The organism is Nostoc sp. LEGE 12454 (assembly GCF_056620565.1).
The window spans coordinates 136,553-151,551 of sequence record NZ_JBWQXL010000010.1 but is presented as its reverse complement, the minus strand read 5'-3'; the positions used below and the strand labels follow the sequence as shown (position 1 = coordinate 151,551).

Below are 14,999 nucleotides of genomic sequence, written 5' to 3'. Positions count from 1 at the left end.
ACACACCGGTCTAGAAGCTTAAACTGTCATTGTTATTATTAACCGCAAGATTATCATGCGCGATCGCCCGAAGCTGTCAGTTCAGGAACAAAGCTTTGCTCATCAACTTATTTTTGAGCGCGAACAAAGAACTTTGTAGTGTCTTCCCAAATACCTCGATCGGTTGCTAGTTTCTCAATTTCTGCTTTGTACTCAACTTGTAACTGATTTAATTGTTCTGGTGATAATGTTGACAACAGGGGATTACCTTTCAAATTTATCTTAATGACTGTCTCAGATAATCTGCTATCCCTAAGCTGGCGATAACGTCCTGATGGTTCGATCTTAATTTCGATATCTCTAAAACCTGCCTGATTGAGCAAATTTCGACATTTTTCTGGAGTTCCCAGTGGTTCAAGGATATGTGGTAGCGATACACCTAAAACCCTAGCGTAGATCCTCTGGTGAAGAGATGCCATAATAGCAGTTTCGGGAGGACAGGTAAATGCCACATACCCTCCTGTTTTCAAGTAGCGATACCACTTTTGCAAAATAGCAAGGATATCAGGAAAAAGTACAATTGCCTCACAGCAAAAGACAACATCAAAACTACTATCACTAAAGTTTAAATACTCTGCATCTCCCTCAATCAACTCGATGTTTTGTAATCTTGCTGCTGCAATCTTGAGTCTTGCTTGATGCAACATTCCAGGAGTCATGTCAATCCCAATTACAGAGCCATCTGAACCAACTTTTTCAGCGGCGGGTATCGCAACTAAACCTGTTCCCGTCGCCACATCAAGGATTTTCTGTCCCAAATTTAGCGGTACAAATTCAATGAGAAGCTTGGCTTCTAGAGGATGGCGAGTATCTTTTTCATGGTCATAAGTCGTTCTACTACCATAAAATTCTCTTAGTTGCTGTTTATAATTATCTAGATCGGTCATAACCAAATGTTAAATTTTCTCCACTTTATAGTAACTTTTATTGTGATATTGAGTTGCTTGCTGCTGAATCCAACCCTGACAGCACAAGCCGTAACTTCATCTAGTACTGTTTACGAACAACGAATAATCCATAGTCCAGATGGTATCGGCAAATACTACATGGGGCGCGAAATTGCCCAAGTTATGGGATACACGGGCGCTGGCTGGCTAGAACGTCCCAGCCGAGAGCGAGAAGAACAGCCAAGTCAGGTAGCCAGCCTCCTCAATCTGAAACCTAATGATGTGGTGGCAGATATTGGCGCTGGTACAGGTTACTTAAGCTTTCGCATCGCGCCGTTATTAACAACAGGTAAGGTGTTAGCTGTAGATGTTCAACCAGAAATGTTAGAAATCATTGAGTTATTTAAAAAAGAGAAAAATATCACTAATGTTGAGCCTGTTTTAGCCACTTTTACTGACCCCAACTTACCATCTGAAAGTATCGATTTGGCGTTGATGGTAGATGCCTACCATGAACTTGAGTATCCTCAAGAAGTGATGCAAGGAATTGTCAAAGCACTTAAACCAGGTGGTCGGGTAGTGCTGGTTGAGTACCGAGGTGAAAATCCCTTTATTCTGATAAAAGGTCTGCACAAAATGACTCAAAAGCAAGTCCGCAAAGAAATGCAAGCTGTTGGTTTGGTTTGGCGTGAAACCAAAAACTTGTTACCTAAACAGCATTTAATTGTGTTTGAGAAACCCAACACTAATTCGTAATTCGTAATTCGTAATTCAGGTTTCAAGCCATAATAAAGTAAGACTCCTTGCCAGAGCGGAAAATAATGGTCAACCTATCATTCAAGCAGCGAATTCCTCATTTAGAAAATGGCGATCGCCTCACTCGCTACGAATTTGAACGGCGATATCAAGCAATGCCCCATCATCAAAAGGCAGAATTAATTGAAGGAGTTGTATACTTGGCATCCCCATTACGCTTTGAAAGTCATGCTGAACCACATGGTCATACAATCACTTGGTTGGGAGTTTATGAAGCATCAACCCCTGGTGTGAGATTAGGAATTGAGCCAACAGTCCGCTTAGATCGAGACAATGAACCGCAACCAGATGGAGTGCTATTAATCACACCAATAGCTCAAGGACAATCTCGTTTGAGTGGTGATGACTACATCGAAGGTGCGCCAGAACTCGTAATAGAGATAGCAGCTAGCAGTGTTGCTATTGATTTACATGATAAGAAAAAAGTTTATGGTCGGAATGGGGTAAAAGAATATATTGTTTGGCAAATATTTGAAAACCAATTAGATTGGTTTAGCCTGCAACAAGGAGAATATATATCCTTAGAAGTGGACGCAGATGGAATTATCAAAAGTCAAGTTTTCCCTGGTTTGTGGCTATCAATGTCCGATTTAATTGCTGGCAATATGCAACAAGTATTGACTGTGTTGCAGTTGGGATTAAATTCACTAGAACATCAAATATTTGTGCAGCAGTTGTCTAATCAGAATTCAGAAGTCAAAATTCAGGAGTCAGAATAGTTACAGAATCAGGGAAAGATTTGATGACTATTTTGGCATCAGTCTATTTTTTGGGGAATGAGACTGGCGCTTTTGGTTACACTATCCCAAACAATCCAGTTAAGAGAATTATCTAAATCATCGGGGCTGTTTGAAACTTTGAAATATAGCTTTTCTTCACGTTTTCTTTCAATGGCAAAGTCGGCATTTTGAGCATAAGCGACTATAAAACCTTTGTCTCGCAAACAATACATCGCCCAAGCTTTCAATGATTGCTTGTATGGTTCGTGTGGAATTGGTGGTTTTGCGAGCGTGTCTTCAATTACTTTAAATATTTCCGTGATTTTAGCGGCCATAGTAAATTAAGTAGGGTTTGTTAAGAGCTAGGGCAGTAGTCAGGAGTGGAGCCGGAGACGCTCCTGAATTCTGAATTTTTCAACTCCAAATTTTTGTCAGATTTAGTACAAAACCAGGTAAAACACTTTCTCCAGAAATAGTTTGAGGTGATTTTAAAACTTCCACATCTTGTTCAGGACGATAAATTTCTACTTCCTGTTTTTTTCGATTTATTAGCCAACCTAAACGACACCCATTTGACATATACTCATACATTTTCTCTTGAACTTTTTTCAAAGCGTCAGATGACGACATTATTTCAATCGCAAAATTAGGACAGAAAGGAATAAATTTTTCTCTTTGTTCTTTTGTCAAACTATCCCAACGAGATTTTTCAACCCACGAAACATCAGGAGAACGATCGGCACCATTTGGTAAAGTAAATCCAGTGGAAGAATCAAAAACTTCGCCTAGTTGATTTTGTTCATTCCATGATGCTAATTGCAAAATTAAATTAACATTACTTCTTCCAGTTTCTCCTCCCGTCGGTGGCATTATGACTAGTTCTCCTTGGGCATTGCGTTCTAGTTGTAAATCGGGGTTTTCTTCACACAGCTGATAAAACTGCTCTCTTGTCAGTTTAAGAATTGAATTAAGGTTTAATGTCAGTGCTGTCATAGAAGTATTTCCCGTTTTTTGCTGACAAATAATTATTTAATGGACTTCTGGATCGCAACGAATTTCAATCATAAAGCCATCTGGATCGTAAAAATACACTCCTCTACCAGTAGGACGAGTAACTGGGCCATGTGCGATCGCTATTTTATTTTCTCTAATTACTGTCACCGCGCGATCGAATAACTGCGGATCGATGTCAAAGGCGAGATGGTAAGCCCTAGTGAAAGTCTTTTCGGGGTCTGGATTTGGTGGTGATAATTCTGGTTCCCCAAATAAATCCAGGATTGTACCATCCGGGGTGATGAAGTTGGCTACTTTCCCAGATGCGACAAGTTCCACTAGCGTTGCGGGTACTTCGTCGCCTGTGAGTTCATGCAAACCCAGGATTGTGCCATAAAAGTAGCGGGAAGCTTGCATATCCTTAACGTTGAGGGCAATGTGATGCACTTTACGCAGATTTCCTGGCGCAAGGACACTGTTCACAGATTGGGTGCTAGATAGCATAATCAAATAAATCTCAATACTTAGATAGAAGTTGAACTTTTTTTTAAAGTTTACTATTTCTAATAAAAATCTATCATGGCTTTTGATTATTCTTTAGACTTTAAAATTATTGATTTTCGCCAACATCCTGAACTCTATCGTGTTGGTAAGGGTGAACAGGGTGTACTTTTGGTAGAACCATACAAATCAGAAATCCTTCCCTACTGGCGGTTCAAAACTCCTGAGATTGCTAGAGAGTCGAGTGAAAAAATCTACGAGCTTTTTCTTGATTATTTAGAGAAAGATGATTTTGTCGGCGCAGATATGGCACGAAAATTTATCCAAATGGGTTATACTCGCTCTCGCCGTTATGCTAATCATAAAAGCGGCAGGAAGTATAAACAAAATTCGGAAGATTCAGATTCCAAAAAAGAGATTCTTCCGTATGAAGTAGACCCAGTTAAAGCGGAATCAGCAGCAATATTTAAAGCCAAGTGGGTAGAAGCAAAGACAAATGAGAGATATCTCCAGCTTTTAGCTAAACATAAGCAGATGTATGAGCTAGAGTAAAGCACTATTAACTTTCAATTGAGCGGCTTTCGGAGAGTGTGTTACGTGAATGAACCTCTGAGCTTCGTCGCTGAACCTTTGAGCTTCGTTGATGAACCTCTGAGCTTCGTCGCTGAACCTCTGAGCTTCGTTGATGAACCTCTGAGCTTCGTCGCTGAACCTCTGAGCTTTGTCGATGAACCTTTTAGCTTCGTGAATGAACCTCTGAGCTTCGTCGATGAACCTTTGAGCTTCGTGAATGAACCTCTGAGCTTCGTTGATGAACCTCTGAGCTTCGTTGATGAACTTTTTAGCTTCGTGAATGAACCTCTGAGCTTCGTAAATGAGTCAAGAGGACTGATTGCAGAAACTTTTTACATTGTCGCCAATTAATTTAAGATTAACGCGATCGCATTTCCTCACTCAGTAATCCAGCAATAATTATAGTTGCTTAAGCGATCTATCCGACTCTTCGCTCAGAAGCATTAAGGGCGGTATTTGCTTTTACGGCAGAGTAATTGACGAGTCCATTCTTTGTAGAGACGGCGATTTACCCTTGTCTCTCTAACGTGTCAGTTTTTTAGACGCGATAAATCGCGTCTCTACATGAGAGGTTTCTGCCTTATCCCAAGCGTATTAGGATAAAACTGATGACTTGTGTGTACACCCTAGCTGAGGGCGAAGGTAAAGTTTAAGCAGATGGTTTGCAGCAGTGGTTTCCACAGTAACCTTCACCGTATTATCACCTTTTTCCCGAAATTATCGCCGATATTCGTCGCCGCAATCGCCGATAAGCTGGTACAAATCGCGTGATTGGCGAGATACTGCATTGATGCGATCGCGATCGTCTTCATCTAAACTAAAACTAAATACTTTGGCGTTATCTTCTATATGTTCAGAGACACCAAGTCTGGCACCAACTATCACACCGCCCACAGTTGGCCGATCTAAAATGTAACGCACTGCCACATTGGAAATACTTACCCTATGCTTATTAGCAATTTCCTTCAGGATAGCCAGCAACTCTTTAAATAATTGCCAACCACCCCAAGCATCAATCATATTTTTATATTTTTTCAAACTAGCAGTGGAGAGATCAAATCCTCGCGGTTCCGGTTTACCCAAATAGTTTTCTGATAACAAACCGCCGCACAGCGTACCGTAACTAAAAAGCTTTATGTCATGCTGCTGACAAAACTCCACCATATTAACTTCAGGACGGCGGTCAATAAGCGAAAATTGCACTTGGTTAGAAACGATCTTGATGCCTGCTTCGGTAATAATCTTCAAGTTTTCCGTGTCAAAATTAGTTAAACCTAGATGCTTAATTTTACCCTCAGTCTGAAGTTCTGCCAGATATTTGAGGGCATCCAGGTAATTTTTATCCTGATATTCCCACCAGTGAAATTGCATCAAATCTAACGATTGCACATTCATTCTTCTCAGGGAAATATCAATATTTTCCTCAACGAGTTTTTTCGTCATTTTACCAGGACGAGGTACCCACTTTGTAAAGGCTTGCACCTGAGATAAAGCATCTTTACCACGAGTATCAATTAGTTGACAGCGAAACTCACCAATAAAGTCTTCCGCAGGGCCATAATGATCTGCTAAATCCCAAGTGGTAAAGCCAGCATCTACATATTTGAACATAGTCTCAATAGCGGCTTGGGGATTGATCTGTCCGTGTCCGCCGGATACTTGCCACATCCCATTTAATATACGGCAGATGTTCAAATCGGGAGTAAATTGGAGACGACTAGCTGCGGGTAAGTTCATTTTCAATTTATGAGTGAAAAGTTAGGAATGGGAAGACTTCACAATTACTAATAGATAAATCATAACTGATAATTCTTAATTCCTAACTTGTCACTCCCAACTCCTAACTTTTTAACGCCAGCCTTTTTCAGCTTGTTCGAGAACGTAAGCAGCAACTTCTTGAATTTGCTGTTCAGTGAGACGCTCTTTGTAGGCTGACATATTATTTTTACCATTGGTAACTATAGATGTAACTGCCTCTATTGAATCCATACCATACTTTTTCAGGGCTTGCTTTTTGAGATTTTTACCACGCCTGATGATGTTGCTACCGTTGATATGACAACCAGCACAATGAACACTAAATATTTGTTCGCCGTTAACAGTGTCTGCTGCACTAACAGGCAAAGTAAAAGTACTGATTAATAACAAAAACGTTACTAATACTAATGTAAGTAGTTTCTTCAATTAACTTCTCCAGGTTTGGACATACTAGTTGTAGGCATAAGTATCAGAAGCAATACTAAAGGGATTCAAAGTCAGTTGTAAATCCAGCAAAATTTGCACAATCTTCTTGAAAAGACTCTGCATCACTAACATCCTCAATTTTATAAGACATGATGCGCGTACCATCTGGCATTTTTTTTGAACCAATCAATTCACCTTGATATTTTTCTGCGATCGCTTTAAAATCAACACCATATATTTTCCAGGCATCATCAGAACAACTAATATTTACTTGCCACATATTTCACTCCCAATTACTACCAATAAATATTCATCATCTCACAAATGGGCAACATCTTACACATCACCTCTTTGGAACTACAATTTTCTATCTAAAGGAAGTACCGAGCCAGTTCGGGCTACGCCATAATATGGATGTAGGAACATTTCTAGAAAATTTTATCCAAATTAGTTAAATCCCAAGAGTTGAAAATGCCTAACAATATCAAGCAACAAATTCAAGCCGACCTGCAACAAGCAAAAGAAACTGGACAATTAAGAACTGAGCGGATTCGAGAAATAGTAAAATCCGCAGTTTCTCAAGTAGCTTCTGAGTTTAAACAAGGTTCTACTGAAGTTCGCAGCATTGTGAAAGATGCAGTTTCTGCTGTAATTGAAAACTTTCAAGAAAAAGGCAGCGAACTAAAAGATGAAGTGACAGCTTCCATTGAAGGAGCGCTGGAAGGAATTAATAGTCAAAGACACGAGAACATTGCTAAAACTCAAACAGATATTAAGCGGCTACAGGCTCAATTGGATGGTGAAGAAGAACAACTCCAACAAGAGGTTGATGTAATTCTGGCAGAAATTGAAGAGACGGGTAAGGAAAAACCAGCTAGTACCAAAACTGCCATTGATTCTGCTGTCAATGCTATTAAAGATAGTGAAGAAGTAGGATTGTTAAAGAAACGTTACGCGCAACTGCAAGCGCAGCTAGCCATTGTCCGAGCTAATATGGCTGCACGCTATGGTGGGCGGAATATGGAAGTTCAAGATTATCTAGATGAGGCTAAACACTGGTACGATAAGGCTCGTCCCCAAGCAGAATCGATGGCTGTACAGGTAGAACAGAAGCGATCGCAGTTAGAAGATAAACTGGGTGAAGCTGGTACATCTCTAGCCAGAAAAGAGCGCCAAATCAAACAAACATTGAGAGAGTTACTCTTAACGGCGGCTGACTTATTCAAAGATAAGGAACCTGCTACTAAAGAGCGGGAAACTATTCATAAGTAGAGTAGACTGCTTTTCACAAAACTCTGATACATATAGAATTTTAATAGGGACACGGCATTGCCGTGTCCCTAAAAATGTATTTGTAGAATTATTAAAGACTCAGCTTTTTTAGGGTGCGTTAGGACGTATTTTCAAACTACTAGTTTTGCCCCATAACTTTTTAGATACCCCTAAATTCCCCTTAAAAAGCAGGGTGGTTTCATACGAAAAAAGAAAAATACATAAATTTTGATTTCTTTGGCCTTTCACCCCTCTCCCCGTTTCGGGGAGAGGTTTTGAAACTCAGTTTTAGTTTTTTTCTGGTTGTATGAAACCACCCTGGCCTTCACGCTTCGGTAAGGGGTTTAGGTCTTATAACTTCTAATTCTACTAGAAACTAAAATGGTGCGTTACGGCTTAAACCATAACGCACCCTACTTAAGATTCCCTAAACTTCATCTTGCCTATTAGTAAATATTGCCTTCTCTATTCAGTTGTTCATCATGCTTGGCAATAACCCAAATTGCATGAATACTACCGGGTAGCCAACCTAAAACTGTGAGCAAGATGTTAATAAACAGAGTTGGGCCAATTCCAACAGTCAGAAAAACGCCTAAAGGAGGCACTAATAAACCTAGAAGAAAACGAACTAATTTCATGATTTTGCCGTGATTTTGTGAGTTTCTTTAATTACATTCTGGTGAATATACCGAATTAGGAAATCCACTTTCGGATATTTTCTTTGGAGTAGAGACGTGAAAAGATTGGTCTTTCTACTCCTTATAATACTTATCTAGAAGGTAATTCACCTTGGGTTTTTTCGCCACTACTGGTTAACAGATTTCTTTCAACAAAGTAGTTGTTAATGAAGGTGTTAGCAAAAGTTAGAATCACTGGCCCAAGAAGGAAACCAATAATTCCGCGAACTGCGAACCCAGGAACTAGGACTGCTGCTAACCAGAAACACAAACCGTTGACGACGAGCGAAAATGCTCCAAATGATAGAAAGTTAAGTGGTAGAGAAAGAGCAGACAAAACTGGTTTAACTGAACCGTTAATTAGACCAATTACTAAAGCAGCAATTATAGCTGCGGGAAAATTAGCAATATTAACGCCTGGAACAACTAAATCAACAATCAACAGGCTCAAAGCTGTAGCTAGGGCGGTTAATAATGGTGTTAACATTTTTCTTACCTAATCACTAAAGATTTTTTGTAACTTCTTATCTCATCTTCAACTATCTGCTAGGTTTTAACCTCTCTTGCAAGATAGAATTTCCTTCTATCGTTAGGCCGATCATTGAGAAAAAGATAGCGCTTTTAATACTGCGTAGGTCTTACTTAAAAAAGTACTCTGAGGTAGGTTGGGTTGAGGAACGAAACCCAACATTTTCACCGTTTTGTCGGGTTTCACTACCTACAACCCAACCTACAAATCTTCTTAACTGATTAGTATTGCGATCGCTTAGATTTTTCAGACTCAGGCTGATAGTAAAGGGCTGATTTATACAAGATTTGTTCTTGATGGGTTTCTAAAGTGCAATCAGACAAAGGGTAAGTTACACAAGTAACAACATAACCAGCCTGTACTTCGCTTGGACGCAGAAATTTTTGCTCGCTTTGATCGACTTCACCGCTAATGAGTTTGGCGACACAGGCAGAACATTCGCCTTGTTTGCACCCAGATGGTAGGCGGATACCAGCATCTTCCGCCATATCTAGAATATATTGATCGTCTGGTACTGGAATGGTGCGATCTAACCCAAGTGTAGGATTGATAAATCGAACTTGATAAACTGCCATCTGCTGTTTCTAATTATTGTTTAACTGCTTTCATCGACAAACTAATCCGTTTGAGTTTCTCGTTGATTTCTAACACCTGCACTTTGACTACTTGTCCAACTTTGACAATTTTGTTGGGATCGTCTACAAATCTATCAGCAAGTTGGGATATATGCACCAAGCCATCTTGATGTACGCCGATATCAACAAAAGCACCGAAATTGGCGACGTTCGTCACAATTCCCTCTAGTTCCATTCCCACATTTAAGTCCCTGATTTCCTTAATTCCTTCTCTGAAGGTGGCATACTTAAACTCAGCACGAGGATCTCTGCCTGGTTTTTCTAGTTCGCTGAGGATATCGCGCAGTGTGGGTTCGCCGACGCTATCGGTAACATATTTCTTCAGGTTGGTCTTTTTGAGTTTTTCGGCAATTTGTGTTACCTGATTTAATGGCACATTTAGATCGGATGCGATCGCTTCTACTACAGAATAACTTTCTGGATGCACTGCTGTATTATCCAATGGGTTATCACCGCCGCGAATTCGCAGAAAACCCGCCGCTTGTTCATAGGCTTTTGGCCCTAGCTTCGGAACTTTTAAAAGTTGTCGGCGATTTTTAAAGGCTCCATTCTGGTTGCGATAGGCGACAATGTTATTGGCAACTGTTGCCGTAATCCCAGAGACGGATGTCAGAAGTTCTTTGGAGGCGGTGTTTAAGTCTACGCCGACGTAGTTCACACAGCTTTCTACAGTGTCATCCAATTTCTTTTTCAACAACTTCTGATCGACATCGTGCTGATATTGTCCCACACCAATGGATTTGGGATCGATTTTCACGAGTTCCGCTAAGGGGTCTTGCAAACGGCGACCGATGCTAATCGCACCGCGCACGGTAACGTCTAAATCGGGAAACTCTTCTAGCGCTACAATACTAGCAGAATATATAGATGCACCAGATTCATTCACCATCACCTTAACTGGTTTGCGTTCTATATTTTGCAATACTTGCGTGACAAATTCCTCTGTCTCGCGGGACGCTGTACCGTTACCGATGGCAATTAACTCAATTTTGTGCTTTTCAATCAGATTTTTGACAGTTTGTGCAGCTTTGAGTCGCTGTTCAGCCGCTTGGTGGGGAAAAACCGCTTGGTATTCCAAAAATTTCCCCGTTTGGTCGAGAACAGCTACTTTACACCCAGTTCTAAATCCAGGGTCTATCGCCAGGGTTGGTTTCATTCCTGCTGGTGCAGATAGCAGCAACTCTCGCAGATTAGTTTCAAATGTCTTAATTGATTCTATGTCTGCGTAAACTTTTTTATCAGAAATTACCTCTCCCATAAGAGAGACTTTCATCAAACGATTGAATGCATCCTTCAGCATCGCCTGATAAAAATCTCGAATTGTCCGTACTTTGGTTTTGATTTCTTTCGACTCAAGATAGTAAAGTATCGTATCCTCATCGAAAGCAATTTCAAAGCTTAATACTTTCTCAGTTTCACCTCGACACAACGCCAGCATATTGTGTGGTGCAATATTTTTTACCTTAATTTGATAGTTACGGTACATCTCAAATTTGGTTGTACCTTCAGGATAATCATCTTTGATGCGGGAGACAAATACCCCTTCTTCTAAAAGATAGTCGCGGATATACGCGCGTAACTCAGCTTTTTCAGCTACTTCTTCCGCCAAAATATCAGCAGCACCTTTGAGTGCTTCTTCTGCTGTTTTTACTCCCTGCGTTTCCGAAATATACTTAGCCGCTTCTGACTCTAAGGATGCAATGGCACCATTTTTGACATTTAACGACTTGATGAACTCTGCTAATGGTTCGAGTCCTTTTTCTCTGGCGATAGTGGCGCGGGTGCGTCGTTTTGGGCGATAGGGTAGATATAAATCCTCAAGTTCGGTTTTTTGTAAGCAGGATGAGATTTTAGCTTTGAGTTCATTTGTGAGTTTACCTTGTTGGGCGATCGCACTTAAAATCACCGATTTTCGTTCTTCCAGTTCTGTTAAATAAGTATATCGATCGGCCAGTTCGCGTAGTTGCACTTCATTCATCTCATCGGTACGTTCTTTGCGGTAACGTGCAATAAAGGGAATTGTTGCACCCTCCGCCAAAAGTTCCAGCGCGTTTTGCACCTGATGGGATTTGAGGTTTATTTCAGTTGCCAGTATTTGAGGAATGTTCAGCATTAGGTGTCTAAAATGAAAATGCTACTTCTAAAGGTAATATGCTAGATCCTTATCCTGGCGCAAGGCCAAAGTTTTAAGCTAATTTACCAGATGATTGCTCGCAAGAGTGTAATTGGCGAAATAGACAAAACCCACCTACGCAAGTTTTATAACCCTTTCAATCCGCGTAGATGAATGAGAATTTGTCTAGCACAGCGCAGCTTGGCTGATTCAGGAGAAGGACAAAAGTAGCATCACCCACAGGAATTGTCTGTTACTAAAGACTACATAATATCTTGTAGCATCTTGTACAAAACTTCAAAGCTTGCTACGCACACACTTAAACACAGAAAAAAGAGTTGTCAAGCTTTTGGCGCTTCATCTATTGCAATAATTATTCCAATTGGCATAAAATACAACCTTGCGTAATCTTGATTTTCTATAATATTTATTTCGCTAGACTGTTGTAGCCAAAACCTTATTGGATGTAAGATTAACCACACTTCCAAAAAATTTGTTCTAAAAACACTACAACCTTTAGTTCAGAGGTTAGTAAAATGCTTTTGTTTTTCTTGATACCACTATGTACTGCTTTAGCTACAGGCTACTTGTTCAAAAAGAGTACTGATGAAATAGCATATCTTGCAGGTGTATTCGCAGCCATTAGCTTTATTTTAAGTTTAGTATTAGCACCTTGGCAGATTCAGTTTGGATTATTAATCATTGTCTTTGTCATTACCAACAGACTTTTGCAGGATAATGAGTCCAAACAATAGGAAAACAACCTAAAGAAACCTCTATCCAGCCAAGTAAACTTAGCATTGTTTTTCTTTATACCACTATGTACTGTTTGAGCTACTGCCTGCTTGTTCAAAAAGAGTACTATTGAAATTGCATACTTTGCAGCGATTAGCTTGATATAAAATCAAGCATTAGTATCTTGGCAGATTCAGTTTGGATTGTTAATCATTATTACCAACAGACTTCTATGAGGATAATCAATCCAAATAATAAAAAAGCCTCTACCCAGCGAAGGAAATTGGCAGAGTACTAACTCTATCTGAAATATGTAAATTTAGATGAATATTTTTGTGAAGACATAAAAACCAATTCAAACTCTCGATTATCATCTAAAAATTCAGGCTGTAATTTAGTGTAACATTGTGTGATATTATCAGCGCAAGTAGTCTTGTTCGAATTTCAATTTTCCTTGGGTCAACATTGGCTTTTTAGCTTTGCATTTATCAAGTCTAATACTAACTCTTTGCTTATAAAAGTTTATTACCATAAATTACTTCATAAATGTACAAATTTCCAAGGCAAAAACTCATAATAGAGGGAGAGAGGGAGATTTTTATTTTATGAAGTTTTTGTTTAAATGCATTTGTCAGTAGATAAATTTTTGATAAAGTATAGCGATAAATTTGCAACATGCCTTTCTCGTGGTATTCTAGTAAGTAATTACATGTAGCAATAAATTTGGAGGAAAAAGCTTATTTAAATAAAATTAGGCGGAAAAGTCAAGCAAACCTAATACTAGATAGTGTAGAAATATCTCAAATTCAATGCAAGCAATCTCAATTTAAAGTTGATTAGCCAAGTCTAGTTTGCATTAGTTGTTTTGTAAAAAAGCTCCATTTGGACATTCACTAAAATTCCCCATAAACCTGTAAAGCGTATTACTGTAGTGTAGATTGATTTATCTCTCTATTGATTTACGCAGCCAGTCAGACTTATATTACTTCTTGTGTTCCCATGCCCAAAAAGAGCACGTATACATACTCAATTTGAGTAAAAACTTTTACTTTTATAAATCGGCTTAATTGCCAGCCAAGATTACAGATATGTCTGTGAGCCGGGAGAAATTTTATGATATGTCAGTACATTAATCCACTTTTTTGGAGCAAATAGAGAATATTTCTCAATCCAACTAGGTTTTATAGCTTGAGAATATCAATAGTATCTTCAAAAGATTTCTACAGCAGGATACAACTGATAGAAAGTTAATGAATGGATTAATCAAAAATTCTGCTAATCCATTTTGATTTAGGTGCATCTGTTGAATATGTGGGTGGAATCAGAGTTCAACATCAGCGATGTCTACGATGGTCACTAAGCTTATCGTACCACTTCGTGGAAGCAAGCTACGCCGAGCGTCTCGTAGAGAAGTGCGGGCTACACCTACGCACATTGCAAACTTTGTGTATGTATAGAGAATTTGTGACAAAGTTCTCAACCTTCTCTATGTCTGCATCCACTATTAGATTATCGCGATCGCGCTAAAAATAGTGTTAGAGCAAACCTGGGTATCACAGAAAATATCTGTAATTCACAGTTAGGCAAACTCTAAATTGATTGTGCTAATTACCAAGCAATAAACTGGTTTGGTTGAGAGTATAATCCAGTCAAACAATTGAGCGTGCTTTACTACCAATCATATCGAACGTTGCCATGATAGAGCAACCATCCAGGAATATTGCATAGTATTTAGTTTTTAACTCTAAGGCATGAGCTTCAAAGATCATTTTGATATCAGTCACTTTAACATAGCCTTCCTAATTTTGTTGTCTATTTACTGAAGTGGAGATCGAATTGTAGAAAAGTGTTGCCGAGATATGAAACGTTTAAAATGACTGGTTTTTTACTATCAGGTTCATACCTACTATCTTGATTAAGGCAAAGTACTATGAAATCCATGTCAGAAAGTTCAAACTTTAAAATAACCCCTTATATTATTTTATTTGTAAGTATTTTACTTAGTATCTGTGGACAACTGCTAATGAAGAATGCCATGATTTATACAAATGAGGGAGTCTTTACTTGGGATTTTCTTCAAAAATTATCATTAGCTATTACTGTCTATTGTTTAGGAATAGTAAATTGGATATTGGCTCTGCGATCTGTAAAATTGAGTATTGCTTATCCACTGACGAGTTTAAATTATGTCGGGATACTTTTCGGCTCATACTACTTTTTTCATGAGGTGATTACGTTAACTCGAATAGTAGGAGTAATCACTATCTTTTTGGGTGTTCTTTTAGTAGTTAACCCCATAAAAAAGCTCAAATTTAGATAATTATTT

At 39.1% G+C, this 14,999-nt stretch carries 18 protein-coding genes; 7 read left to right on the top strand and 11 right to left on the bottom strand.

Features of this window, described 5'->3' with window-relative positions:
* Positions 1 to 107: 107 nt before the first annotated feature.
* On the bottom strand, positions 108 to 926 hold the full coding sequence (locus AC1F2U_RS13750; RefSeq protein WP_480261617.1) for a class I SAM-dependent methyltransferase: 819 nt from the start codon (positions 924 to 926) through the stop codon (positions 108 to 110).
* 6 nt (positions 927 to 932) lie between these two features.
* Between AC1F2U_RS13750 and AC1F2U_RS13745 the strand changes: the two genes are divergently transcribed.
* Together AC1F2U_RS13745 and AC1F2U_RS13740 are read left to right on the top strand one after the other, a co-directional pair.
* Positions 933 to 1,682 (top strand): class I SAM-dependent methyltransferase, encoded by a 750-nt coding sequence (locus tag AC1F2U_RS13745; protein ID WP_480261616.1) that lies wholly within the window; start codon positions 933 to 935, stop codon positions 1,680 to 1,682.
* Between the two features lie 65 nt (positions 1,683 to 1,747).
* The gene (locus AC1F2U_RS13740) at positions 1,748 to 2,461 is read left to right on the top strand and encodes a Uma2 family endonuclease (RefSeq protein WP_480261615.1); all 714 of its coding nucleotides are present in this window, start codon (positions 1,748 to 1,750) and stop codon (positions 2,459 to 2,461) included.
* 38 nt (positions 2,462 to 2,499) lie between these two features.
* Here the strand turns inward: AC1F2U_RS13740 and AC1F2U_RS13735 are convergent, their stop codons facing one another.
* The 3 genes from AC1F2U_RS13735 to AC1F2U_RS13725 form a co-directional block, all read right to left on the bottom strand.
* Complete coding sequence (locus AC1F2U_RS13735; RefSeq protein ID WP_480261614.1) at positions 2,500 to 2,796, bottom strand: hypothetical protein; 297 nt, start codon at positions 2,794 to 2,796, stop codon at positions 2,500 to 2,502.
* Between the two features lie 79 nt (positions 2,797 to 2,875).
* Complete coding sequence (locus tag AC1F2U_RS13730; protein WP_480261613.1) at positions 2,876 to 3,454, bottom strand: Uma2 family endonuclease; 579 nt, start codon at positions 3,452 to 3,454, stop codon at positions 2,876 to 2,878.
* 36 nt (positions 3,455 to 3,490) lie between these two features.
* Positions 3,491 to 3,958 (bottom strand): VOC family protein, encoded by a 468-nt coding sequence (locus AC1F2U_RS13725; protein ID WP_480261612.1) that lies wholly within the window; start codon positions 3,956 to 3,958, stop codon positions 3,491 to 3,493.
* A gap of 75 nt (positions 3,959 to 4,033) precedes the next feature.
* Here AC1F2U_RS13725 and AC1F2U_RS13720 point away from each other — a divergent pair, with 75 nt between their 5' ends.
* A complete protein-coding gene (locus AC1F2U_RS13720; RefSeq protein ID WP_480261611.1) occupies positions 4,034 to 4,507 on the top strand; it encodes a DUF4385 domain-containing protein in 474 nt (157 codons plus the stop codon).
* Positions 4,508 to 4,552: 45 nt separating this feature from the next.
* On the top strand, positions 4,553 to 4,879 hold the full coding sequence (locus tag AC1F2U_RS13715; RefSeq protein ID WP_480261610.1) for a hypothetical protein: 327 nt from the start codon (positions 4,553 to 4,555) through the stop codon (positions 4,877 to 4,879).
* Between the two features lie 366 nt (positions 4,880 to 5,245).
* On the opposite strand, the gene AC1F2U_RS13710 is transcribed toward AC1F2U_RS13715, so the two are convergent.
* The 3 genes from AC1F2U_RS13710 to AC1F2U_RS13700 form a co-directional block, all read right to left on the bottom strand.
* A complete protein-coding gene (locus AC1F2U_RS13710) occupies positions 5,246 to 6,265 on the bottom strand; it encodes an aldo/keto reductase (protein ID WP_480261609.1) in 1,020 nt (339 codons plus the stop codon).
* A 111-nt stretch (positions 6,266 to 6,376) separates the two neighbouring features.
* A complete protein-coding gene (petJ, locus tag AC1F2U_RS13705) occupies positions 6,377 to 6,712 on the bottom strand; it encodes a cytochrome c6 PetJ (RefSeq protein WP_480261608.1) in 336 nt (111 codons plus the stop codon).
* A gap of 55 nt (positions 6,713 to 6,767) precedes the next feature.
* On the bottom strand, positions 6,768 to 6,992 hold the full coding sequence (locus AC1F2U_RS13700) for a hypothetical protein (protein ID WP_480261607.1): 225 nt from the start codon (positions 6,990 to 6,992) through the stop codon (positions 6,768 to 6,770).
* 191 nt (positions 6,993 to 7,183) lie between these two features.
* Between AC1F2U_RS13700 and AC1F2U_RS13695 the strand changes: the two genes are divergently transcribed.
* Positions 7,184 to 7,984: a histidine kinase gene (locus AC1F2U_RS13695; RefSeq protein WP_480261606.1), complete on the top strand. Its 801-nt coding sequence runs from the start codon at positions 7,184 to 7,186 to the stop codon at positions 7,982 to 7,984.
* Between the two features lie 446 nt (positions 7,985 to 8,430).
* On the opposite strand, the gene AC1F2U_RS13690 is transcribed toward AC1F2U_RS13695, so the two are convergent.
* From AC1F2U_RS13690 to AC1F2U_RS13675, 4 genes are all read right to left on the bottom strand, one after another.
* The gene (locus AC1F2U_RS13690) at positions 8,431 to 8,622 is read right to left on the bottom strand and encodes a YqaE/Pmp3 family membrane protein (protein ID WP_100898558.1); all 192 of its coding nucleotides are present in this window, start codon (positions 8,620 to 8,622) and stop codon (positions 8,431 to 8,433) included.
* A 130-nt stretch (positions 8,623 to 8,752) separates the two neighbouring features.
* Positions 8,753 to 9,148, bottom strand: a complete 396-nt coding sequence (locus tag AC1F2U_RS13685; RefSeq protein ID WP_335187480.1) for a phage holin family protein — start codon at positions 9,146 to 9,148, stop codon at positions 8,753 to 8,755.
* Positions 9,149 to 9,411: 263 nt separating this feature from the next.
* Positions 9,412 to 9,765 (bottom strand): 2Fe-2S iron-sulfur cluster-binding protein, encoded by a 354-nt coding sequence (locus AC1F2U_RS13680; protein WP_480261605.1) that lies wholly within the window; start codon positions 9,763 to 9,765, stop codon positions 9,412 to 9,414.
* 13 nt (positions 9,766 to 9,778) lie between these two features.
* Positions 9,779 to 11,938 carry a Tex family protein gene (locus AC1F2U_RS13675; RefSeq protein ID WP_480261604.1) on the bottom strand — a complete coding sequence of 720 codons (2,160 nt, stop codon included), beginning with the start codon at positions 11,936 to 11,938 and terminating at the stop codon, positions 9,779 to 9,781.
* A gap of 536 nt (positions 11,939 to 12,474) precedes the next feature.
* Here AC1F2U_RS13675 and AC1F2U_RS13670 point away from each other — a divergent pair.
* Together AC1F2U_RS13670 and AC1F2U_RS13665 are read left to right on the top strand one after the other, a co-directional pair.
* On the top strand, positions 12,475 to 12,693 hold the full coding sequence (locus AC1F2U_RS13670; RefSeq protein WP_480261603.1) for a hypothetical protein: 219 nt from the start codon (positions 12,475 to 12,477) through the stop codon (positions 12,691 to 12,693).
* A gap of 1,910 nt (positions 12,694 to 14,603) precedes the next feature.
* A complete protein-coding gene (locus AC1F2U_RS13665) occupies positions 14,604 to 14,993 on the top strand; it encodes an EamA family transporter (protein ID WP_480261602.1) in 390 nt (129 codons plus the stop codon).
* Positions 14,994 to 14,999 lie beyond the last annotated feature (6 nt).

Coding starts and splice junctions, on each gene's coding strand:
- AC1F2U_RS13750 (WP_480261617.1), bottom strand. CDS start 926: ATGACCGATCTAGATAATTATAAACAGCAACTAAGAGAATTTTATGGT.
- AC1F2U_RS13745 (WP_480261616.1), top strand. CDS start 933: ATGTTAAATTTTCTCCACTTTATAGTAACTTTTATTGTGATATTGAGT.
- AC1F2U_RS13740 (WP_480261615.1), top strand. CDS start 1,748: ATGGTCAACCTATCATTCAAGCAGCGAATTCCTCATTTAGAAAATGGC.
- AC1F2U_RS13735 (WP_480261614.1), bottom strand. CDS start 2,796: ATGGCCGCTAAAATCACGGAAATATTTAAAGTAATTGAAGACACGCTC.
- AC1F2U_RS13730 (WP_480261613.1), bottom strand. CDS start 3,454: ATGACAGCACTGACATTAAACCTTAATTCAATTCTTAAACTGACAAGA.
- AC1F2U_RS13725 (WP_480261612.1), bottom strand. CDS start 3,958: ATGCTATCTAGCACCCAATCTGTGAACAGTGTCCTTGCGCCAGGAAAT.
- AC1F2U_RS13720 (WP_480261611.1), top strand. CDS start 4,034: ATGGCTTTTGATTATTCTTTAGACTTTAAAATTATTGATTTTCGCCAA.
- AC1F2U_RS13710 (WP_480261609.1), bottom strand. CDS start 6,265: ATGAACTTACCCGCAGCTAGTCGTCTCCAATTTACTCCCGATTTGAAC.
- AC1F2U_RS13700 (WP_480261607.1), bottom strand. CDS start 6,992: ATGTGGCAAGTAAATATTAGTTGTTCTGATGATGCCTGGAAAATATAT.
- AC1F2U_RS13695 (WP_480261606.1), top strand. CDS start 7,184: ATGCCTAACAATATCAAGCAACAAATTCAAGCCGACCTGCAACAAGCA.
- AC1F2U_RS13690 (WP_100898558.1), bottom strand. CDS start 8,622: ATGAAATTAGTTCGTTTTCTTCTAGGTTTATTAGTGCCTCCTTTAGGC.
- AC1F2U_RS13685 (WP_335187480.1), bottom strand. CDS start 9,148: ATGTTAACACCATTATTAACCGCCCTAGCTACAGCTTTGAGCCTGTTG.
- AC1F2U_RS13680 (WP_480261605.1), bottom strand. CDS start 9,765: ATGGCAGTTTATCAAGTTCGATTTATCAATCCTACACTTGGGTTAGAT.
- AC1F2U_RS13675 (WP_480261604.1), bottom strand. CDS start 11,938: ATGCTGAACATTCCTCAAATACTGGCAACTGAAATAAACCTCAAATCC.
- AC1F2U_RS13670 (WP_480261603.1), top strand. CDS start 12,475: ATGCTTTTGTTTTTCTTGATACCACTATGTACTGCTTTAGCTACAGGC.
- AC1F2U_RS13665 (WP_480261602.1), top strand. CDS start 14,604: ATGAAATCCATGTCAGAAAGTTCAAACTTTAAAATAACCCCTTATATT.